The organism is Virgibacillus sp. MSJ-26 (genome assembly GCF_018918075.1).
GTDB lineage: Bacteria > Bacillota > Bacilli > Bacillales > Amphibacillaceae > MSJ-26.
Window position 1 is genome coordinate 42,232 of sequence record NZ_JAHLPW010000010.1, and the last position, 20,458, is coordinate 62,689.

Annotated in this window: 20 protein-coding genes; 6 read left to right on the forward strand and 14 right to left on the reverse strand. The window is 36.9% G+C overall.

Annotated features, from left to right (window positions below):
• Window positions 1-574 precede the first annotated feature (574 nt).
• The 7 genes from KQI49_RS10755 to KQI49_RS10785 form a co-directional block, all read right to left on the reverse strand.
• Window positions 575-1,786: a YeiH family protein gene (locus tag KQI49_RS10755; RefSeq protein WP_253286795.1), complete on the reverse strand. Its 1,212-nt coding sequence runs from the start codon at window positions 1,784-1,786 to the stop codon at window positions 575-577.
• 452 nt (window positions 1,787-2,238) lie between these two features.
• Window positions 2,239-3,177 carry a DUF6574 domain-containing protein gene (locus KQI49_RS10760; protein WP_216488873.1) on the reverse strand — a complete coding sequence of 313 codons (939 nt, stop codon included), beginning with the start codon at window positions 3,175-3,177 and terminating at the stop codon, window positions 2,239-2,241.
• Between the two features lie 190 nt (window positions 3,178-3,367).
• A complete protein-coding gene (locus KQI49_RS10765) occupies window positions 3,368-4,840 on the reverse strand; it encodes a glycine betaine uptake BCCT transporter (protein ID WP_216488875.1) in 1,473 nt (490 codons plus the stop codon).
• 198 nt (window positions 4,841-5,038) lie between these two features.
• Window positions 5,039-5,959, reverse strand: a complete 921-nt coding sequence (gene rihC, locus KQI49_RS10770) for a ribonucleoside hydrolase RihC (protein WP_216488877.1) — start codon at window positions 5,957-5,959, stop codon at window positions 5,039-5,041.
• A 33-nt stretch (window positions 5,960-5,992) separates the two neighbouring features.
• Window positions 5,993-6,886 (reverse strand): ribokinase, encoded by an 894-nt coding sequence (rbsK, locus tag KQI49_RS10775; RefSeq protein ID WP_216488879.1) that lies wholly within the window; start codon window positions 6,884-6,886, stop codon window positions 5,993-5,995.
• A 386-nt stretch (window positions 6,887-7,272) separates the two neighbouring features.
• Window positions 7,273-7,419, reverse strand: coding sequence for a lmo0937 family membrane protein (locus KQI49_RS10780; protein ID WP_216488880.1), 147 nt, complete (start codon window positions 7,417-7,419; stop codon window positions 7,273-7,275).
• 127 nt (window positions 7,420-7,546) lie between these two features.
• Complete coding sequence (locus KQI49_RS10785) at window positions 7,547-7,879, reverse strand: YflT domain-containing protein (RefSeq protein ID WP_216488881.1); 333 nt, start codon at window positions 7,877-7,879, stop codon at window positions 7,547-7,549.
• Window positions 7,880-8,109: 230 nt separating this feature from the next.
• Here KQI49_RS10785 and KQI49_RS10790 point away from each other — a divergent pair, with 230 nt between their 5' ends.
• The 3 genes from KQI49_RS10790 (at window position 8,110) to KQI49_RS10800 (ending at window position 11,303) form a co-directional block, all read left to right on the forward strand.
• The gene (locus KQI49_RS10790; protein WP_216488882.1) at window positions 8,110-8,559 is read left to right on the forward strand and encodes a DUF2188 domain-containing protein; all 450 of its coding nucleotides are present in this window, start codon (window positions 8,110-8,112) and stop codon (window positions 8,557-8,559) included.
• A gap of 70 nt (window positions 8,560-8,629) precedes the next feature.
• Window positions 8,630-9,994 (forward strand): MFS transporter, encoded by a 1,365-nt coding sequence (locus tag KQI49_RS10795; RefSeq protein WP_216488884.1) that lies wholly within the window; start codon window positions 8,630-8,632, stop codon window positions 9,992-9,994.
• Window positions 9,995-10,010: 16 nt separating this feature from the next.
• A complete protein-coding gene (locus KQI49_RS10800) occupies window positions 10,011-11,303 on the forward strand; it encodes a hypothetical protein (RefSeq protein ID WP_216488886.1) in 1,293 nt (430 codons plus the stop codon).
• A 107-nt stretch (window positions 11,304-11,410) separates the two neighbouring features.
• Here the strand turns inward: KQI49_RS10800 and KQI49_RS18620 are convergent, their stop codons facing one another.
• The 3 genes from KQI49_RS18620 to KQI49_RS10815 all read right to left on the reverse strand — a co-directional run bounded on the left by KQI49_RS18620 (window position 11,411) and on the right by KQI49_RS10815 (window position 12,647).
• A complete protein-coding gene (locus tag KQI49_RS18620) occupies window positions 11,411-11,584 on the reverse strand; it encodes a hypothetical protein (protein ID WP_253286796.1) in 174 nt (57 codons plus the stop codon).
• 324 nt (window positions 11,585-11,908) lie between these two features.
• Window positions 11,909-12,319: a DUF2569 family protein gene (locus KQI49_RS10810; RefSeq protein ID WP_216488888.1), complete on the reverse strand. Its 411-nt coding sequence runs from the start codon at window positions 12,317-12,319 to the stop codon at window positions 11,909-11,911.
• Window positions 12,320-12,500: 181 nt separating this feature from the next.
• On the reverse strand, window positions 12,501-12,647 hold the full coding sequence (locus KQI49_RS10815) for a lmo0937 family membrane protein (RefSeq protein WP_216488890.1): 147 nt from the start codon (window positions 12,645-12,647) through the stop codon (window positions 12,501-12,503).
• A 216-nt stretch (window positions 12,648-12,863) separates the two neighbouring features.
• Between KQI49_RS10815 and KQI49_RS10820 the strand changes: the two genes are divergently transcribed.
• Window positions 12,864-13,616, forward strand: coding sequence for an SDR family NAD(P)-dependent oxidoreductase (locus KQI49_RS10820; RefSeq protein WP_216488892.1), 753 nt, complete (start codon window positions 12,864-12,866; stop codon window positions 13,614-13,616).
• A 450-nt stretch (window positions 13,617-14,066) separates the two neighbouring features.
• Here the strand turns inward: KQI49_RS10820 and KQI49_RS10825 are convergent, their stop codons facing one another.
• Window positions 14,067-14,828 (reverse strand): glucose 1-dehydrogenase, encoded by a 762-nt coding sequence (locus tag KQI49_RS10825; protein WP_216488894.1) that lies wholly within the window; start codon window positions 14,826-14,828, stop codon window positions 14,067-14,069.
• Window positions 14,829-15,028: 200 nt separating this feature from the next.
• On the opposite strand from KQI49_RS10825, the gene adhP reads away from it, so the two are divergent.
• A complete protein-coding gene (adhP, locus tag KQI49_RS10830) occupies window positions 15,029-16,048 on the forward strand; it encodes an alcohol dehydrogenase AdhP (protein ID WP_216488895.1) in 1,020 nt (339 codons plus the stop codon).
• Between the two features lie 31 nt (window positions 16,049-16,079).
• Here the strand turns inward: adhP and KQI49_RS10835 are convergent, their stop codons facing one another.
• Both KQI49_RS10835 and KQI49_RS10840 read right to left on the reverse strand, forming a co-directional pair.
• Window positions 16,080-17,264 (reverse strand): PrsW family glutamic-type intramembrane protease, encoded by a 1,185-nt coding sequence (locus KQI49_RS10835; RefSeq protein WP_253286797.1) that lies wholly within the window; start codon window positions 17,262-17,264, stop codon window positions 16,080-16,082.
• Between the two features lie 258 nt (window positions 17,265-17,522).
• Window positions 17,523-17,852, reverse strand: coding sequence for a hypothetical protein (locus tag KQI49_RS10840; RefSeq protein ID WP_216488897.1), 330 nt, complete (start codon window positions 17,850-17,852; stop codon window positions 17,523-17,525).
• 414 nt (window positions 17,853-18,266) lie between these two features.
• On the opposite strand from KQI49_RS10840, the gene KQI49_RS10845 reads away from it, so the two are divergent.
• The gene (locus KQI49_RS10845) at window positions 18,267-18,659 is read left to right on the forward strand and encodes a ribonuclease HI family protein (RefSeq protein ID WP_216488899.1); all 393 of its coding nucleotides are present in this window, start codon (window positions 18,267-18,269) and stop codon (window positions 18,657-18,659) included.
• A 137-nt stretch (window positions 18,660-18,796) separates the two neighbouring features.
• Here the strand turns inward: KQI49_RS10845 and KQI49_RS10850 are convergent, their stop codons facing one another.
• Complete coding sequence (locus KQI49_RS10850) at window positions 18,797-20,398, reverse strand: esterase/lipase family protein (RefSeq protein ID WP_216488901.1); 1,602 nt, start codon at window positions 20,396-20,398, stop codon at window positions 18,797-18,799.
• Between the last annotated feature and the right edge of the window lie 60 nt (window positions 20,399-20,458).

Consider the following 20,458-nt stretch of genomic DNA (forward strand, 5'->3'; position numbering starts at 1 on the left):
TACAATAGGGTTAGAGTCTATGTGTATCGCGTTTGGGTGGCTCTATTTTATTTAAGTAAACCGGCATTGCCTTATTTGACTATCGTTTCAGCAAACAAAACTTTCCAGCAAGCTGTATAAAAAAAATCGGCCAAGTCTTAATCCACTCAGAACCCGCCTATCAAAAGAATGTGTAGGATTTTGTATTATGAGAGAGGCTCTCTCATTGCTATAAATACCGGTTTCGAGCTTTTTATATATCGTGAGAGTGTATCTCACGTTGTATAAATATCAGATTTGGTGTTTTCGCATCACGGGTGTTTCTCATGTTGTATTAATAGCAGGCTTAGTGTTTTCGCATCGTGAGGGAGCTTATCATGTTGTATAAATACCGAATCCGGGGTATTTCGCATCGTGAGGGTGTTTCTCATGTTGTATTAATAGCAGATTCGGTGTTTTCGCATCGTGAGGGTACTACTCGCGCCCGATAAAAAGTAATTCATCAATATCTTATCGATACAGGTGGTTATCTTAAGACATTAGTAATATAAAATAACAAAAAATGCGCTGTCTCTTCATGAGATAGCGCACTTTTTTAAACCGTCACCAAATGACCGAATAAACTAATAAGCGTAAAACTAACTAAACCAATAGAGAGAGCTGCAATCAACCCAATATAAAATGGCTTCATCCCTAATCCTTTAAATTGACTTAAATCAGTGGTCAACCCAACCCCTGCCATTGCTATACCAAGCATATAAGTCGTACCGAAAGAACTGCTTGATTCATAGAAACTTTGCCATGCATCCGCTGTTAAAAACCCAAACGCTGCTCCACTATTAGTAAGTGTCATATCACCAACGGTCCTTACTAAGGCAAGCAATAAAAAGCCAATTACAAATAAAGGAACAAGTTTATACCATTTCGGTAAACGTGAAGATTCGCTTACCTCGCCCCCGCTATCTAAGTCTAATTGAGCCCCTTCAGCCATTGTTGCTCGTTGTGAATTTCTAAAGAAAAGCAGAGGTACGATTGGAATAACAGCTATAATAAATAAATTCCTTGTCAATTTCGTCACCATGGCGACATCGACTGCTTTTTCCATTTGGAACATTTGATCATAAATTAAAGCTGACCCTGTCACTTGCGCGGTATCATGAATCGCAGTTCCAAGAAATAATCCCGCTTTAATTGGATCTTCAGCAAAAAAGAAATGAGCCAAATAAGGATAAAATAACATGCCAACCAAGCCAAAAATAGTAATATTAGCAACCGCGTAAGAAATTTCATTCTCTTTCGCTTCAATCACAGGTGACGTGGCCATGATCGCTGTCACGCCGCAAATCCCCGTCCCACAAGCGATTAAAGTTCCTAGTCTTTCAGATTGCTGTAGCTTTTTAGTAAAGTATAATGTAACTGCCAACCCACAACTAATACAGATAACAATTAAAGGAACACCCCAGGCTCCTAGTTTAAGTGCTTCCACCAAACTTAACCGTAATCCAAGTAAAATAATCCCTAATCTTAAAGCATATTTTACCGAAAGAGCCGTACCTTCTTTAAAAATAAGATGTAAACCTACTGTATTTCGAATTAAAATCCCAAGAATAATGGCAACAAATATACCTGAAACGGGACTTGCACTGCCTTCAGGTAAAAAATTCAATTTAATGAGTAAAGCGCCGATCAACTCTGCCCCATATATCCCTGCCATCATAACTAAAAAACAAACTATAATTCCTGGTAACATCGAACCTATGTATGATCGACTGGGGGATTGAGCCAATTTATCCAAATAATCTTTCATGTTCCACTGTTCTCCTTTATTGATTTTTCAGCAATAATATAACTTTACCATACATTCACTTTACTGAGTAGGAAGATTGAAAAGGAACAAAAGTGCAAACGTCCGATTAGCAACATACAAGTTGGAGAAGGCCTGACGAGATAAAGGAGACGTGAAAAGCGAAGCGATTCAAAGTCGACTTATCGTAGGAAGGCATTCGAAACTTGGGGCTGCGATTACTCGCCCCACCAAAAAGCATTGATAGTTTCTGGGCGCTTGCGCTGGACGATCAAAAGCTGAAGCGCCCGATTAGCCTCAGGCAGGCTGGGTGCTGAAGCTAGACGTGGCCAATTTTAGTATAATGTTATCCACAGGGGTTTTAATGTTATAGTTTCCCAAAACTACAAAAAAGCCGTTTAGTTTCCAGTAAATCTGAAAACCAAACGACTTTTCATTGATGTAGCTTATGAAATTTAGAGATAATAAAATATATCCTCTAAGTCATCTAATAGTCCACCTACAGCTGAATCTGCTAAAATAGTAAACAAAATAATGAAACCAACTGCTACAGCTACAGTATAAATAAGATAACCATAAAACGGATCAAGCGACTTTGATTTTCTAGTTAATAGACTACTAATCAAGTAGAGTGGGGTCGTTGTAATCGCAAGTCCAAATACAATTGCTATTAAAATCATCCCGATTAGATTCGCTTTAACTAGTAATAAAATGAATGCAGCGGCTGCAACAATCGTAGTAAGGGACAGATGGCCCCCATAAACGCTGATTATTTCCTTAAACGAATACTCTGAACCGAATAATTTGTTTATTCCAAAGAGAATAGCTATTACCAACACAATAAATATAGCTGTGAAAAACAAAGTGTTACCAAAGATTGGAAAGAATGGCACGCTCGGACTAAAGCTACCCATTGTGGCCGACATAAAGTTTCTAAAAAGAAAATAAGTGCTTAACGAAAATAAGAATAACATGGCTACAATATTTATGATGCCATTAGTAAATTCGTTACCACGTTCTGCAAATATATGTGATGGTTGCTTTAAATAATATGTAAAATAAGACCAAAATTCTTTTGATGTTTCTTTCATTTTTTCAACCGTGTCATTTTCCGATTGAGCATTTTGTGAAGCAGTTGAGCTTGAGTTTTGTACTGTTGTTTCTCTCTGTGCAGTCGTTGCGGCAATTTCATCCTGTTCAGATGTTTGAGGTTGAGAGCCTTGATTTTCTTCATCACTTGCTTGCTGACTAACTGATTGATTAATGCCATCAGCCTTTTCACTTTTGTCGCTTTCACTCGATTGAGCAGTAGCTTTATCTTCTAGAGGACTGCCACATTTGCCACAAAACTTTCCGTCTTCTTGTTCAAATCCACATTGATTACATTTTTTCATCCACTTTACTCCAATCCACGTAATATTTTTATACTTCTTTCTCCTATGATTTTTTAAATTCAGGACTAATGACTCATATTTTATCACTATAAAGATTGTCTGTCACTACGTATTACAAAGTTTTCAAATATTTCATTATTAAAAGGAGTCAATTGGGGATAGACTCCTTTTAATATAAGTGCAGTTAATATTATTTAAGTTCTTTATTAAGAGCTATAAACAAAGAAACAATCATTAAAATCATCACAAATGAAAATGGCAAAGCTGCAGAAATAATCGTATTTTGAATAGCCTGTAACCCTCCAACATAAAGGAGTATTAATGCTACAGCCGATTGAGCAACTCCCCAAATGACCTTTACATTATTGGGTGGAATAAGTGATCCTTTTGTTGACTGCATCCCTAAGACAAACGTTGCTGAATCCGCAGATGTCACAAAAAATGAAGCAATCAGCAAAATAGCTATCACCGATAAAATCATGGAAATTGGCAGCTGATCAAACATATTAAACAGCACAAGTTCTGTGGAATATTGTGTTAATTCCGTGCCGTGATTTTGTACATCGCCTGCTGTTGTACCAAAAACAGCATACCAAATGGTCACAAATAACGTTGGAACAATTAATACGCCCGTCATAAATGAACGTATTGTCCTACCACGTGAGACACGAGCGATAAACATACCGACAAAAGGAGCCCACGAGATCCACCATGCCCAGTAAAAAATTGTCCAACTATCAAGCCAACCTCTGTTGTCTCCTTCTAAAGGAGCCGTTCTAAAACTCATTTTTATTAAATCTTGTATATAAAGACCAAGCGTTTCAGTATACATGTTTAATATGAGTAGGGTCGGACCTACTATTAACACAGTTATTAGTAATATGACGGCTAAGACCATATTTGTGTTGGATAAATATTTAATCCCTTTACTTAATCCTGACCAAGCAGAAGCTAAAAATAAAAGTGTCACTATAGAAATAATTATAAATTGTGAACCAAAACCAATTTTTATTCCAAATAAATGGGATAACCCTCCATTTATTTGAACTGCTCCAAATCCAAGAGATGTCGCGACACCAAAGACCGTTGCAAAAACAGCGAGGACGTCAATTAGAACACCCCACGGACCATTCATTTTTTCACCAAATAATGGTTTTAACGTAGCTGATATAAGGCCAGGCTCTTCTTTGCGGAATTGGAAATAAGCAAGCGCTAATGCTATCATCCCATACATCGCCCAGACATGTAGCCCCCAATGAAAATAGGCTGACGTCAAACCTTCCTTAAATGCTGCATTGGATCCAACTTCTGAAGAGGGGGCATCAGTTAAATAATGTGATAAAGGCTCTGCTGCCCCGTAAAAAACAAGCCCAATACCCATTCCCGCTGAAAACAGCATCGCAATCCATGTCGGTGTTGAGAAATCTGGTTTTGAATTATCCTTTCCTAAACGAATTTTTCCGTACGGGCTAATAGCAATAAAAATAGATAAAATAACCGTAGCTGACATAAGCAACATATAATACCAGCCAAATTTGGTAGCTACAAATTCTTGAATATTCGTTGTAATATTTTCAAATTGAACAGGAAAAAGACCACCAAATACTACTGCAATAATCACTAAAACTAATGTAATATAAAATACCTTTGAGACGTTCTTCATATGTCCTCCTAATTTATTTGACGTTATTAACCATACGTAATTCTTAAGAATATTGCAAGGATATATGATGAAAAGTTTTACTGTTTCGATAAATATTTATCCTTTTGTTCAACTCTATTATAAAAAAGTAATGAGTATTTCTAAGAGCAAAAAACTACAATAACTTGCTATGACAAGCAAGTTATTGTAGTTTTTTAATCAATTACACCTAGCTAAACTATTAATAAGCCAATGCTTAAAAGCTTGATCATCTAAATCAACAGCTACTTTGGCATTAGACTGTTGTTCAAATTGATGTTCCAGATCAACAATCGTTGCTCCCATTGTGAGTTGTCCCGTAACTTCAACATCAACATAAGCTTCGGCAACTTGGTACATATCTGGCTTACTCAAATAACCTATGGCCGTACTATCGTACATTGTAAGTCCGGTCTCCATTGTTCCGCCCCGGTAATGTTGAAAAAGATCGTGTATCATCCTACCTGTTTGGTTTAGGTCTTTAATTTTCTTACTATCCTCATTATAGATTTTAGCTTTATCTCCAATATTCAGTCCGAGCATAACAATTGGAACTGAACTTTGAAAAACGATTTTAGCTGCTTCAGGATCAGCTAATATATTAAATTCAGCAGCCGGACTTGCATTGCCTCTTGATGTCGACCCGCCCATTAATACAATTTCCTTAATTTCCTTAACAACTTCAGGATAAAGTCGAATCAATAAAGCAATATTGGTTAATGGACCAATTGGAACAAGGGTTATTTTTTCCTTGCTTTCCATTATTTCCTTATACATCGCATTAACAGCATGTTCGTCTTTTAAAAGAATGTTACCCGGCGCAGCAAACTCATAACCATCCATGCCTGATTCACCGTGGACTTCACTTGCATCGATCACATCACGAAGAAGTGGACGGTCACTTCCGGCAGCTACTGGAACATCCTTATTGAAAAAATGAAGTAATTTCAAAGCATTCCGTGTCACTTTCTCTAAACTTACATTACCATGAACTGTTGTAATTAAGCGGACATCAAGTGTTTTATCATGCAAGGCAATTGCTAGTGCAACAGCATCATCAATCCCCGGGTCTGTATCTATAATAATTGGTTTCTTATTCATTCACTTATCAGCCTCCAGCATCAAAAGTTTTAATTACTTTTGATTTTCTCTTAAAAACGTTTCAACTTCTTCTCTAGTAGGCATGCCACCTTGAGCACCAAGTTTTGTTACGGATAGAGCTGCTGCCGCATTTGCATAATAAGCAGCCTTTTCTAATTCAGCACCTCGTGCTAATTCAGCAGCCAAAGCACCGTTAAATGTATCACCTGCTCCCGTCGTATCTTCAACCTTAACCTGGAACGCTGATACATGTTGCAAGTCACCACTTTCATTTACAAACTGTACGCCTTGACTGCCTTTTGTTACAATCATTTTGTCACTCACTTTATTAAAGTTTTCCATTTGGTTCATTGATAAAAGTTCTATTTCGTTAGGTGTGAAATAAGTCGCTTTTTCAAGTAATTCCTTAGGAAACTCTTGAAAAGGCGCCGGATTTATCACGATAGGAATGCCATTATCAAAAGCTAGACGTGTCACATATTGGATCGTCTCCATTGGGATTTCAAACTGTAATAATATGACATCACATTTCAAAATCTCTTGTTTGTTACCCTTCACCCATTCAGGAGTCACTTCTGTATTAGCCCCTGCTGCAACAATGATTCGGTTATCTTGTTTTGATAAAATGATTGTTGCGATACCGGTTGTCTGTTGTGGACACTTTTTAATCCCGTTTGTATAAATACCTTCCTTTTCAAAATGAGATAAAAGGTCACTTCCAAACGCATCCTCACCTATCGCCCCAATCATCGTGACTTCTGCTCCTAGTTTAACTGCAGCAACTGCTTGATTGGCCCCTTTTCCACCCGGATAAGTTGCAAATGCCTCTCCCATAACAGTTTCTCCTTGTTCAGGCATTGACTTCGTTGTTGTCACCAGATCCATATTAATACTGCCGACAACACAGATTTTAGGACGTCTTGGCATTTCACTCGCCCCCCTGCTTTTCACTTATTTTTTAAGTTAAATTTATAATAACATGTTTATATACAAAAGCGTTAACACCCTCAAACAAGATTCTATAATTTTGACGTTTTTTATCGCTATGAAGACCAATTATACGAGATTTTCATGAAAAGTTGTCGTTCATCACCGCTATGAAGACCAATTATACGAGATTTCATGAAAAGTTGTCGTTCATCACCGTTATAAAGACTATTAGCCTAAGGAAAGGTGAAGGAACTATTACCTAATTCCCTATCAGACTTCTTAGATTACACAAAAAAACGAATCCAACTCCATGTTAGATCCGTCAATTTTTTGTTCATCAACCTTCAATAAAAATACGGTAATCTAGGAAACTTTCTAAACAGTCAGGCCGTGCGATTACCTGTTATCATTCTAACAATTAATACTATTAGTGCGATAACAAGTAAAAGATGAACTAAATCGCCACCGATATCGAATGAAAATCCTAGTAACCACATAAGCACTAAAATCCCAATAATTGTCCAAAGCATGAAGAATACCTCCTTTGGTGTTCACTCATTAAATGCAATGGTCGCTTGGAATTACCAACCTTCTGTATATTCATCATATGGAGGTTGGTAAACTTGTCCAACCTCCTAGGATGTTGTTAATATCTAATTAAACATCTGGCTTGGTATTTATTAGCAAGATTGTTCCTTGGTCAAGTTTCTCTTCATAGTCATCGGCTTCAGCTTGAGTAAATCCAAGCTCCTTCATTTGCGATCTTAACTCATCACCCTTTTTACTGAAAATATTACTAACATACGTTCCAAAACCTTCTTCTTTCATTCCTACTTTACTTGCATCTACGCTATCTGCAACACGGTCTGTTCGGTCATCATCATGAGACATTACATACAGATTGTCTTTTGAGATACCTTTTTCAGACAGACTTTTTACTTCTTTCATTAATTCTGTATCATCTTTAAATTCCTTTACTACTGGTTTCATCTAAATATCCCTCCACTAAATTTTACTTTACGGTGTGATAAAGCTTGCCGCTTTCTCTCTGAGTGTGTTTATGACGGTTACTATCACCCATCTGGTTATTTCTTTTCCCGTTTTGAACCTGTCTAAACTAAAATTCATTTCAATAATTTATATAAGTTAAAAATCAATTAAATTAGGGTACACGTTTATATATATTACTTTAAAGATTTTATAAAAAGGAGTTGGAAATGATGCCGTGGGATATGAATGATTATCCAAGCTCTCTAAAGAATTTTAATAAAGCAACTAAGAAAAAAGCAATAGATATTGCAAATGCATTAATAGACGAAGGATATAGTGAAGACAGAGCTATTCCTATTGCGACTGAACAAGCAAAAGAGTGGTACGACAACGCAAGTGAAAACGAACGCTATGAATACACGGAAAAAGGTGACCCAACAAAACGAAAATCACATGAACATAGTCGACCAGAACTGCTGGACAAACCCGAAATGGTTATTCCGTATGAAGATAACAAATGGGCAATTCAATCAAAAGATGCAAAGAAACCCAGTAAAGTATTTGATAACAAAGATGAAGCTATCAAATATGGAAAAAAGGTGGCTAAAAATAAACGGACAGGCCTAATTATCCAAAAAGTGGATGGCAGTAAACAAAATCAAATTGATTACAGTGAATAAGATGGAGTTGGCAACTAATCATCGATATAGGTATTATGTCTTAAACAAATCTAAAAAGGAGGAGGCGGAATTGCAAAAAATAAAGTTGGGGCTTATTCCTTCTCCTGATTTACCTGCTGAACTTACTAGTAATTTTGTTGATGACTTGCCAGACTTTCTAAGTTCCCATGTGGATGATTCCGTCTCATGGAATTCTGATATTGTTATCGATCCTCTCGTTGGGTCAGCCGAGTATATGAGTCTCTTGATGGATAAGGCCATTAAATTAAAAAAGAAAAACAACTGGGATTATGTCATTTGTTTAACCGATCTTCCACATTTCATGGAAAAACATATTGTAATCGCTGATGTCAATACACAGAATAAAGTTGCTTTAATTTCAATACCAGCATTTGGTGCCTTTCCTATGAAATACCGCACAAAACGAACCATCCGTAATATTTTAAACGATATGTACGATGAAACGAATACCACACAAGTCAGTCGACGAGAGTATAAAAAAGAACAGAAAAAGTCTCATTTTTCCTTGGTGAAGCGAATAAACCTTCATAACGAAAATGAGAAAGCTAAAAAGTTTCGGGACACGGATAAGAATGAACAAGCAAATGAAAAAATACCAAATAAAAGTCAAGATCATCCTAACAAGCAAGACAAACAAACAAGTGACGATAAGAACACAGATCATGAAAATAATGGCAAAGATGAGGAAAAAACTCAAGAAGATACAGAAAAGAAATCAGATATACGTTATATCATAAAATCTAAGTTTATTAGTCAACTCCGTATTATATTAGGAATGACCTTTTCCAATAGGCCTTGGACCGCGTTAGTTTCATTTAAAAAAATACTCATGCTCGCCTTTGGAACAGGTGTGTATATTACCATTTTTCCTACTCCATGGGAACTGAGTACAATCTATAGTATTCCAAGATTTATCCTATTAACGATTGTAGCTATTATTGGTATGGTGACATGGATTATTTTCGCCCATAATCTCTGGGAAAAACCGACCAAGAAAGGAGATATACGGCTAAGAAAACTTTATAATTATACAACAATTACGACATTGTTAGTGATAGTCCTAATCAATTATACATTGTTATTTTGTTTATTTTCAGCAGCAATTGGTATTTTTGTTCCACCTGGATTATTTGAAGCAGGAACAGATTTGAAGAATGATCCCTCTATTAAAAATTACTTCTTATTAACTTGGTTGGTTACTTCACTTGGTACACTCGCCGGTTCAATTGGAACAGCAAGTGAAGACGAAAGCAAAATACGGCAAATTACGTATTCCTATCGACAGATTAATCGTTACTATGAAATTGAAGATGAAAATGATGATAATAAAAATAAAGGAGATCAAGGAAATGAAGACCAAGAAAGCATGAAAAAAAGCGAGCATTCAAAGCGGAACCATTTGATTCGTGATTAAGGGGGGATTGTTAAATATGAATGAAAAAGAGAAAATTAAAATCGGTATTATAGCTGCCCCTGAACGTGCAGCTAATATTACCGGGAACATAATCGGAAAGTTAGCAAGCCACTTTTCCAAGACCATTGATAAAGAAATTACTTGGGAAGTCGAGCGACTCGTTGATCCCCTGACAGGTGCTGCTGAAGCCGCTCAAGATATTCTTTATAATGCTGCTCATATTAAGAGAAACAAAAATTGGGAATATGCAATCTGCCTAACCGATTTGCCGATTTTTTATAATAAAGATATCGTTGCAGCTGATATAAGTTTTAATTATAAAGTGGCTCAAATATCAATCCCTGCTTTTGGTTGGGTACCTATGCAAAAACGGATTCAAAGAGCGATTATTCAACTTTTATCTGAACTTCACGGAAATTACACAGCGGATAATCCTAAACATTATAATTCGCGAACTTTCGAAAAACAGAAAGAAACATCGATGACTCATATCTTTAAACGCCAATTTCCCATTATGCCAATACGTCGCCAAGAAAACCCTGATATTTCATTTAAAAGTGGTTTAGATTATGTAAATAATGTGCTCCATAATAATAAAGACAAAGATGATAATAACATGGATGAAGAATCAACCGAAGATAAAGATGATAAAGATAAAGAAGATAGCAGTAATGAAGCAAATGACAATAATATTGATGTACGGTATATCGTTTTCCCCCGGGTTAATGGGCGAATGAGGCTTATATTAGGTATGACATTCGCGAATAACCCAATGAAAATTATGTCTTCCTTTAAAAATGTCATCGCTATTGCATTTACAACTGGGGCCTTTGCGCTTATCTTTCCAACCATTTGGAATATGGGACAAATCTTATCAGTCTATCGTTTGAGCGGAATCATGCTCGCTGCTATTTTTGGCTTAGTAGCCTGGATTATTTCGGCTCATAATTTATGGGAATACCCATCCAAAAGAAATGATCCAAATATACGAAGACTTTATAATTTAGCAACCACCTCTACCCTCATTATTGATGTCATCACATATTATTTCGTCTTGTTTTGTTTGTTTCTGATAGCATGTTTTATATTTATTCCTGTTGATTATTTTCAAAGTATGATTCATGAATATGATGAAGCAAGTTCTATATTCGTTAACTATGCTCGCGCCGCATGGGCCGCCGCTTCTATCTCAACGATTGTAAGTGCCATTGGAGCAGGTCTTGAAAATGAGGAACTTGTTCGAGATATAACTTATGGCTACCGGCAAAGCCGTCGTTATGAAAAAATGAATCAACATAAAAACAGTTAATTGGCTTAAACAAAAAAGACTTGGTAAAGCTCGCTTTATTATACGAAAGCAGTGTCCCCAGGTCTTTTTTGCAGTTAAGTTTTATTTAGTCAGAAAACTATTCATTACTACCTATCCCATACCCTTACTAAAAAGCCAACCACAATACCAAACATAGAATGTGCAAATGACCAGTAAGCCCACGCAAGATAATCCGTTACGTTAGGTGGTTTCTCAGTTAGAGCTGTTAATGAAAATAGAATAGCACTTCCTAACGTATAAATTACGATATAGGCTATCATTTTCTTCTCTACTTGAAAAACTCTTAAAAAATAATAGAGTGCTAGTACACTGACAATACAAAAGGTATAGTGAAACAACACCAAAAATCGTATCAACACGCTTTAATAAGGGTATGTAGTCCATATTAAAAAGAAGAACATAAGCTTGCTTACCAGTTAGAAGCTGAACTACTTTTAAAAATCCTGCAAGAACCGTGCCGGCGATAATGGCAATTATCGTTAATCTAAAAGGTCGCTTCACTTCTGTTCCTCCTTAATCAAGTGGTTAAAAATTCTAAATAAAAGCTGTCAATTTATATGTATCTAGTGCTTTCCTTGAAGGATTCACTTGGTAAATGTCGCCTTGACTCGTTTTGACCTTATAAAATATACAATCAAAACGACACTGACTAATAGATAAAACATTTCCTCTGCATAGCCAGAAATATAGACTAGTAAACTTTCAGCAGCTTGAACCAAATAAAAGATAATCATTAATATAGGTACAAAACGCTTTCTTTTAATCCATGAATAAATAACAACAGCTGTGAATAATAGCATTACTGCACTAAAAATGTAGGTTGTTAGACCCACTTGATCAAGTTCGACTGGGTTGGCCATAAGCAAAATAAGCACTGATCCAAACGTAGAAACAAACACATGAATCGCGGGAAGTATTAGCCAACCAGACACAATAGCATATTTAGAATCGGTATTGAAATTTGGTTCGTCTTGTTTTATATTCTTTTCAGTCATTTTTCTTCTCCCTTCTTATTTAAGATAACATATGACCTTGTGATAAAAGAAATAATAGACGTTTATGGTTGGCTTTATAAGTGTGAAATCAATAAAATAATAAAAAAAGAGGATTGCCATCAGAATAGTCAATCCTCCAACATTCATTTTAAGCTATATACCAACCTTAAAATAAATTATTTTAAGGTGCTCGGTTGCCTGTGACCAATTTTATGATTAATACAACCAATGCAATGACTAATAATATATGAACAAGGCCACCTGCGATTTTAAAGGAGAAGCCTAAAATCCACAGAACTATTAAAATTCCAATAATTGTCCAAAGCATCTGTTTCACTCCTTCTATAAAGCACTTTTTTGATAAAAATATTAGCGTTGTATATAAAGTACAATGAGAGTTTTATCTGTTAAAGTTATTAATTGCCCCAATTGGACAACTTTAAACATTTTATAACCCGCTTCACTAGTCAATTTACATTTAATGTTTACAAACTATCATGCGTGCTATAATAAATGTGAAGTTATTTTCAAGGAGATGATTGATATGGGTAAGTTGCAGGGGAAAGTTGCTATTATCACAGGTGGAGCAGGTGGAATTGGAAAAGGGATTGCCACAGCTTTTGTTAAAGAAGGAGCAAAAGTTGCTATCGTTGATGTGAACGAAGAAGCTGGTTTAGAAGCCTTGGAAGAATTAAAAAGATTTCAACCTGAATCGAATTTTATACAAGCTGACCTGACTGATCATCAAAACTTAAAAAATATCGTTGATGATGTGGTTTCTAATTATAATAAGCTAGATATTTTAGTGAATAACGCACATGCATCACGTAATAAACCATTCCTTGAACAAACACAAGACGACTTAGATCTTTCTTTTAATACAGGGTTTTATCCTACATTTTATCTCATGCAGGCAGCCATTCCACACCTTAAAGAAACAAAAGGAAATATTATTAACTTCGATTCTGGGGCTGGGGTCGAGGGACATGCTAGTCAAGCTTCTTATGCAGCAGCTAAGGAAGCGATTCGTGCGATTACACGCGTTGCCGCTAATGAGTTTGGCAAAGATGGCATTACCGTTAACCTGATCGCTCCTATTACCAATTCACCAGGCGTCAAACAGTGGGCCGAGGCTGAGCCTGAGTACTATCAAGAAGTACTTAATAAAATACCAATGAAAAAATTTGGAGACCCTGAATTAGACATTGGACGAGCTGCCGTATTCCTTGCCAGCGACGATTCCAAATATATTTCAGGTCAAACTATTAACGTAGATGGTGGATCCGTTAAATTTTAAAGACAGAGCAAAAGCTGAAGCGCCCGATTAGCAACGTACAAGTTGGAGAAGGCCTGACGAGATAAAGGAGACTTGAAGAGCGGAGCGATTCAAAGTCAACTTATCGTAGGAAGGCATTCGAAACTTGCTAGTTGCTGGGCGCTTATGCTGGACGAGCAAAAGCTGAAGCGCCCGATTAGCAACGGACAAGTTGGAGAAGGCTTGACGAGATAAAGGAGACTTAAAGAGCGGAGCGATTCAAAGTCGACTTATCGTAGGAAGGCATTCGAAACTTGCTAGTTGCTGGGCGCTTATGCTGGACGAGCAAAAGCTGAAGCTAAACGTGGCCAATTTCAGTATAAAGTTATCGACAAGAGCTATAATGTTATAGTTTCCTGAACTATAAAAGGCTAACGCTATCCTTTCGAGTCTGCGTTAGCCTTTTAGCTTAAGATATAATTTATTAGCTGCTTAGTATGCACTCCACCCAGCATCAGCTGCTAAAGTAACACCATTTATATAAGCTGATTCGTCTGAAGCTAAGAAAAGAGCTATATTAGCAATATCTTGAACTGTTCCAGCTTTTGGCATTAAATTAACCCCACGAGTAGCGACTTCCATACCAAACTCATCCACATTTGTCATAGTTGCAGCAAATCCCGTTTCAACATGGGCTGGTGCAATAGCGTTACAACGAACATTTTGCGGGCCATATTGAGAAGCGACATTTTTCGTCATCCCGACAACCGCATGTTTAGCTGCTGTATAAGCAAGACCACCACGGCCACCAGTTAATCCAGAGATAGAAGCCATATTTACAATTGTTCCCCCACCATTTTCAACAAATACTGGGATAACTTTACGTAACGTACGCATAACACCGTTGACGTTAACAGTCATAACGCGATCCCACGTTTCATCCTTCACGTTCGCTGCTGCTTGCATATTATCACCAACACCTGCGTTATTGACGACAATATCAACACGACCAAATTTGGCAACTGTCTCGTCAACCATCTTATTAACATCCTCTTCAAGAGCTACGTTTACTTTGACTCCTAGGGCTTCATAATTCAATTCTTTTAGTTCAGCGACGGTTTTATTCAATGACTCTTCATTAAAATCTGCGATAACCACTTTTGCGCCTTCTTTAGCAAAGGCAAGGGCAATTTCTTTTCCAATACCTGCACCGCTACCTGTAATAATGGTTACTTTATCTTCTAAACGATTCATTTCCATCACCTTTTCTTAGTTAGGATTATATTTATTAGAGACTGGTTCTATGTTTATTATACAACTTCGTGAATATCGTCACAATTTTAGAGTCATTATTTTTATTTTAAGTTTGATAACTATTGCTATTCATCCTGTCTTATACTATAATTTAATTGTGAATCATTTCACAAACCAATCTCTTTTAGGAGGAATAAGTGATGAAAGCAGCTGTTGTAAGTGAAAAAAATAAAGGTAAAGTAGATATTATAGATGTTGAGCTTCCTGAATTACAGTCTGGTCAAGCACTTGTCAATGTTGAGTATTGTGGCGTTTGTCACACAGATCTTCATGTTATTAAAGGAGATTTTGGCGAAGTTCCTGGCAGAATTCCTGGACACGAAGGTATTGGAGTTGTAAAAGAGATTGCTGATGATGTAACGAGTTTAAAAGTTGGTGATCGAGTTAGTATTGCCTGGTTCTATGAAGGGTGCGGAACATGTGAATATTGCATCACAGGTAGAGAGACATTTTGTCGCGACGTAAAAAATGCGGGTTTTAGTGTCAATGGAGCAATGGCTGAACAGTGTATTGTAACTGCTGATTATGCTGTCAAAGTACCAGATAACTTAGATCCCGCTCAAGCCAGTAGTATAACTTGCGCAGGCGTAACATGTTACAAGGCTATCAAAGTGGCTGATGTAAAACCTGGTCAGTGGATTGCCATTTATGGCTGTGGAGGTTTAGGTAATCTAGCTATTCAATATGCAAAAAATGTTTTTAACGCAAAAGTGATTGCTGTTGATATTAATAATGATAAATTAGAACTTGCCAAGGAAGTTGGGGCTGATTTAACTTGCAACCCGATAGAAATTGGCGATTCAGGTAAATGGATCCAAGAACAAGTTGGCGGAGCACATGGTGCCGTAGTAACAGCAGTTTCTAAAGTAGCATTCAATGAAGCTGTGAACTCATTACGTGCCGCTTCGAAAGTCGTCGCAGTAGGGCTACCTCCTGAAACAATGGATTTAGAAATTGTGAAAACCGTATTAGACGGTATTGAAGTCGTTGGATCATTAGTGGGGACAAGAAAGGACCTAGAAGAAGCATTCCAGTTCGGTGCAGAAGGAAAAGTCGTCCCAATTGTTCAGATGAAACCTCTTGAGGAAATCAATAATATTTTAGATGATATGGAACATGGTAAAATACAAGGACGAATTGTACTTGATATGAGTTTATAGTTAACAATATAGATGACTGATGAATGCCTAATTATTCCTCAGTCATCTTTACATTTGATTCTTCCTTCACTACCTCTTGATGTGGAACTGAATGGATCCTGACAATCTGTTTCAACCCTGCGCTAATTAATACAAAAATAAAAATCCATCCAATAACAATTAAAATAATGTATTGTAAATAGAAATTTTGGAGCGCATACAGTGGCATATCCCATACAGCATGAAGAATCATCGACACCGCAAATAGACGTATAAATTTGCTAGAGAAGATATGATTACTCGTTAATTTATCATCCTCTTTAACGTAAACTAAAGCAGCACCAGCGATGGCTGACCAAATCGTATGTGTTCCAATTCCTGTCCAAGCCCGTAAAAAGATGACATTCGTCATGCCATAATCTCCAAATAACTCTGATGTAAATGCATAACCTGCTGATTCAAAAGCCGCAAATCCCGCACCAATTGCTGCACCAATGAGAAGCCCATTTAAAATATATTTTGGATTTAACTTTCGTATAAAATAAATAATAATAGCAAGTTTACCAATTTCCTCAATGACGCCAACAATAATTGCCCCTGAAAACGTTAAATCATAAACAGGAAAGATAGAATAAAGAATAAGTGTTGCTGGAATAGAAGCTGCGCCGCCAACAAAAAACATGATTGAGTTTTCATAAAAACTAATATTTTGCGGTGCGTTCATTTCCCAGAAAAAAATGAGTAGCGAAAAAGGGACAGCAAATGATCCAATAACCATTAAACCTGGCAAGGCATAAATGTTTTGAAAAATGTCCATTGCAATAAATAGAAAAAGATAGGTTAATGCCAACGTTATAAAAATCCGTGAAAATAACCACGGTTTTGGCCATGTCGATGAAATGTCTTCTTCCTTTGGTGTCGTAAAAGAAGTACCTGAAATGAAAATTAGCTCTGCTTCTTGCTTCGTATGTTTCTTAAACACGTTAGAGAAAATATCCTTTAAATTCAAGTCAACTTTTTCTTGCTCACCGACCCATGTATTAATTTTATCTGTTGCATATAAAAATGAATCTTTCATGTGATGGGAAAAATCTTTTGTAGACGCGTGTTGATCGGTATATTTATATTGTTCTTCTTGATTTTCAATCGCTTGCACTTCAGTTGGTACAGCCGTGCCACAAAACGTACAAAACTTGGCATCTACCTCTAATAAACCTCCACAATGAACACAGTACAAGCTCTCAGCCCCTTAATATCAAAAACTATTATACTCTTAATATATCACAAATAGCTTGTAGTCATTCAATTTTATTAGTCCTATATATATCTTTAAAACCATAATAAAAAGCCTCACTTGAGTGCGAGACTGACTTTCCTAAGTATATTTTTTGTCACGATAATTCTCGAACCTCTCATGTGTAAAGTCCGAGATTCTTAAGAACAGGGTACACATATCCTTACTATGATTCTTAGATTGCACATATTCTCCAATCAATTAACCTGCGATAAAATAAGGGAAATATGTTACGACCGTTACCAAAGGACTTATAACAATAAATAACAATAATCCCAATGAAACCGATGACAACTTGAATTCAAATGGCTTAACTTCCGCCTCTCCTTCACCATTCCATCCTTTTCTATTTGCATTAAAAACGTTACTATTTTGATTTTTATCAAGTTGAAAGAACCAAACGATTCCAAATATAATTATTCCACCTATAAATATTATGTCTACAAATTGCCAAGAAATTATATCAGAAATAAACCAAAGAAACCCCGTTTCAACCAATATAGTTATGAATACAATGGTAGCTTTTTTCACTAAAACATCATCCTCTCTCTTTGTTGTAGTTATGCTTCAATTTGGAAATACATGTCATAAAAACATTGATTAATTTTCATTTAAATAGCCTTGTAATTAATGTAAAATATATTTAATAATCTGTCAATTCAAATTAATTTTTTTGCGGAACTGTTTCCGAAATCTACTTATCAGGATTATAATATTGTGTTTATTCATAATTTCTTTTTGATGATGAATAATAATTGACTAGCTCTAAGAGCCGTGTCAAAATAATAAGCCAACTTTATTTAGAGTCAATCCGGTGATTGCGATAAGTATGTATTAGAGTTCTTCTTTTATGGAATCCTTCCAGGTAGCGTTCTATATTGCCCTAGATATTCTAATATAAAAAATATATAATGAATCTATTATTTTTAACGTAGGTGAGCCATTTTGATTGAAGTGTATACGGACGGTGCGTCGAAAGGGAATCCAGGATTAAGCGGAGCGGGAATATATATTAAAGCTCATGGTCAAGTCTATGAACATCAATCTCCTCTTGGCATTTTATCCAATCATGAAGCTGAATTTTATGCGGTGATTAAAGCGCTCGAAATTTGTCAAAGCTCCTATCCAGGGGAAATTCTGTCTTTTCGATCAGATTCGCAAGTCGTTGTTGATGCCATTGATAAAAACCATACTAAAAATCATAATTTCCTTCCGCTCCTTAACAAAATTAATGAGCTTGGAAGTACATTTCCCTACTTTTTTATTAAATGGATTCCAAGTAAGGAAAATAAACAAGCCGATATTTTAGCTAAGCAAGCGATTAATTTAAATGAGTGATTGGACTTATCGCCTGAGTTGGACCTTTTCCCGTGAGTGAAGAGACCGACCGCGCGAGTGAGACATTTACTTGCACAGAGAGGAGTCAGTTAAACAGTTAAATCAAGGGGTTCAATCAATTGAACCCCTTGATTTATTTAGTCTACATATACAGAATCAATTACTGTTCGTTTGAATAGCTTGCCGGATTGGGTTAATCCTTCGATATCAATCGTTATATTATACACCTCTCTTCCCTCACTAACAGAAAAGTTCTGTGATACATTTGTTTGGCCGTTGATATGGTATGTTTTGCTATTTGTCGGATTGTTTGATTGAGTGATCTGATAGGTTGCTTTGATTGAGTTTGACTGGACTTCTTTTGGATTCAAGTTTAATTGATAAGAGACTTGCTGACCCAGGTCAACATGGTCGGTCCCTCCTTGCAAAAGATCTGCTTTAGTATGGAAATCAGCTACAAGCAAGTATGCGCTGTCATCTTTTGCGTCTATAGATAGTTCCCATTCACCCGCTTTTGGTTTTTCGACAGTGAGGGAATACTGATGGGCGCCAGCGAAAACTCCTTCTTCAGTTTTATGACTCTGTACCTTAGTTGCTGCTTCTTTTCCTGCAGTGTCTTTTAATTGTAAATCAGCCAAGGGTTCTGATGTCAATACTTGGAGTTGGACTTGTTCCACATCATCTTCAATTGAAACGGAAGTCTTATTCGTCACTCCCTTTTCCAGCGGTCCCCCATGGACCCATTGTGTCCCCGTTGGAGTCATGTCATCTTTGACACTTTCGCCTGGAAAAGTAGTAATTTTACTCAGGCTAGGTGCAGCCATCAAATAATTTTCAAATTCCGAAAAGGTCTCTCCACTTCTAATGGACGTGTGGTTCCATTCGCCAATAGCTAATTCTTGACCTCCTGGAAGAGCACTGCTCGCTGTTGTGACTACCCCATCATTTGAACCGTATTGTGATAAATAGGTGCCACCAAACCACGTTGAGGAAAACATACTTCCCCAGTCCGTTCCGCCTAAAGTGTAATAATTGGCCGCATAAGCACCCGGCTCGTTATCGATCTCTGCGCGAAATTCTTCCATGTTGCCCATCTGCAAGGAGTAGGTTCCATCACCTGTTGCTCCGATTAAATCAGCTAACCAACCAGCCCACGAACTGTAGGCTAAATCAGCAAGTTGTGAGCCGTGATGTGGACTTGATAGAGTGATGACATTATCAACGTATTCTGATGCACCGTAATAAGTCATCGCTGTATGGGTGTCTACTCCACCTTTACTATATGCGATGATGGCCACTTTCCGACCGTCAAAGTGTTCCGATATTTCTTCCACTTTCTCGGCAAGAAGTTCACCGTTATCCCACATATCTGCTGACGCTCCTCCTGCATCATGAAGTTGAACAAAGGCAGTTTGGTAGCCGGCTTCTCGTGCTGTTTCACGCATATCATTATCTTCCCAGAAAATCTGTGCGACGTTATTAAGTCCTGGAACAAATAATAGTACCGGAGCATTTGGAACTGGATTGGTTGGAGCGTCACCAGCATACCATTCTCCCGGTGTTTCATCATTTCCGTTTCCTGCTTTTCCTTGGGTAGATTGATCATCTGCTTTGTAAGTGGTGACCATATCTTCTGGACCCGTATGATTCTTTTCAGATGCAAAAGTTGCCGTCGCCGATCCGAAGATTAGCGTGAGTACTAAAGCGACCCACATGCTGGATTTAAGAATTCGAATCATAGATTTTCCCTCCTTATTTTTCCCTTCAGTGAAGGGTATTCAAAAGACTAATTTATGATG

Excerpts from the sequence above, each read along its gene's own strand:
- KQI49_RS10785 (WP_216488881.1), bottom strand. The coding sequence starts at position 7,879 with ATGAAACCAGTAGTAAAGGAATTTAAAGATGATACAGAATTAATGAAA.
- KQI49_RS10850 (WP_216488901.1), bottom strand. The coding sequence starts at position 20,398 with ATGATTCGAATTCTTAAATCCAGCATGTGGGTCGCTTTAGTACTCACG.
- KQI49_RS10780 (WP_216488880.1), bottom strand. The coding sequence starts at position 7,419 with ATGCTTTGGACAATTATTGGGATTTTAGTGCTTATGTGGTTACTAGGA.
- rbsK (WP_216488879.1), bottom strand. The coding sequence starts at position 6,886 with ATGCCAAGACGTCCTAAAATCTGTGTTGTCGGCAGTATTAATATGGAT.
- KQI49_RS10765 (WP_216488875.1), bottom strand. The coding sequence starts at position 4,840 with ATGAAGAACGTCTCAAAGGTATTTTATATTACATTAGTTTTAGTGATT.
- rihC (WP_216488877.1), bottom strand. The coding sequence starts at position 5,959 with ATGAATAAGAAACCAATTATTATAGATACAGACCCGGGGATTGATGAT.
- KQI49_RS10825 (WP_216488894.1), bottom strand. The coding sequence starts at position 14,828 with ATGAATCGTTTAGAAGATAAAGTAACCATTATTACAGGTAGCGGTGCA.
- KQI49_RS10810 (WP_216488888.1), bottom strand. The coding sequence starts at position 12,319 with ATGACTGAAAAGAATATAAAACAAGACGAACCAAATTTCAATACCGAT.
- KQI49_RS10755 (WP_253286795.1), bottom strand. The coding sequence starts at position 1,786 with ATGAAAGATTATTTGGATAAATTGGCTCAATCCCCCAGTCGATCATAC.
- adhP (WP_216488895.1), top strand. The coding sequence starts at position 15,029 with ATGAAAGCAGCTGTTGTAAGTGAAAAAAATAAAGGTAAAGTAGATATT.
- KQI49_RS10820 (WP_216488892.1), top strand. The coding sequence starts at position 12,864 with ATGGGTAAGTTGCAGGGGAAAGTTGCTATTATCACAGGTGGAGCAGGT.
- KQI49_RS10790 (WP_216488882.1), top strand. The coding sequence starts at position 8,110 with ATGCCGTGGGATATGAATGATTATCCAAGCTCTCTAAAGAATTTTAAT.
- KQI49_RS10760 (WP_216488873.1), bottom strand. The coding sequence starts at position 3,177 with ATGAAAAAATGTAATCAATGTGGATTTGAACAAGAAGACGGAAAGTTT.
- KQI49_RS10815 (WP_216488890.1), bottom strand. The coding sequence starts at position 12,647 with ATGCTTTGGACAATTATTGGAATTTTAATAGTTCTGTGGATTTTAGGC.
- KQI49_RS10800 (WP_216488886.1), top strand. The coding sequence starts at position 10,011 with ATGAATGAAAAAGAGAAAATTAAAATCGGTATTATAGCTGCCCCTGAA.
- KQI49_RS18620 (WP_253286796.1), bottom strand. The coding sequence starts at position 11,584 with ATGATAGCCTATATCGTAATTTATACGTTAGGAAGTGCTATTCTATTT.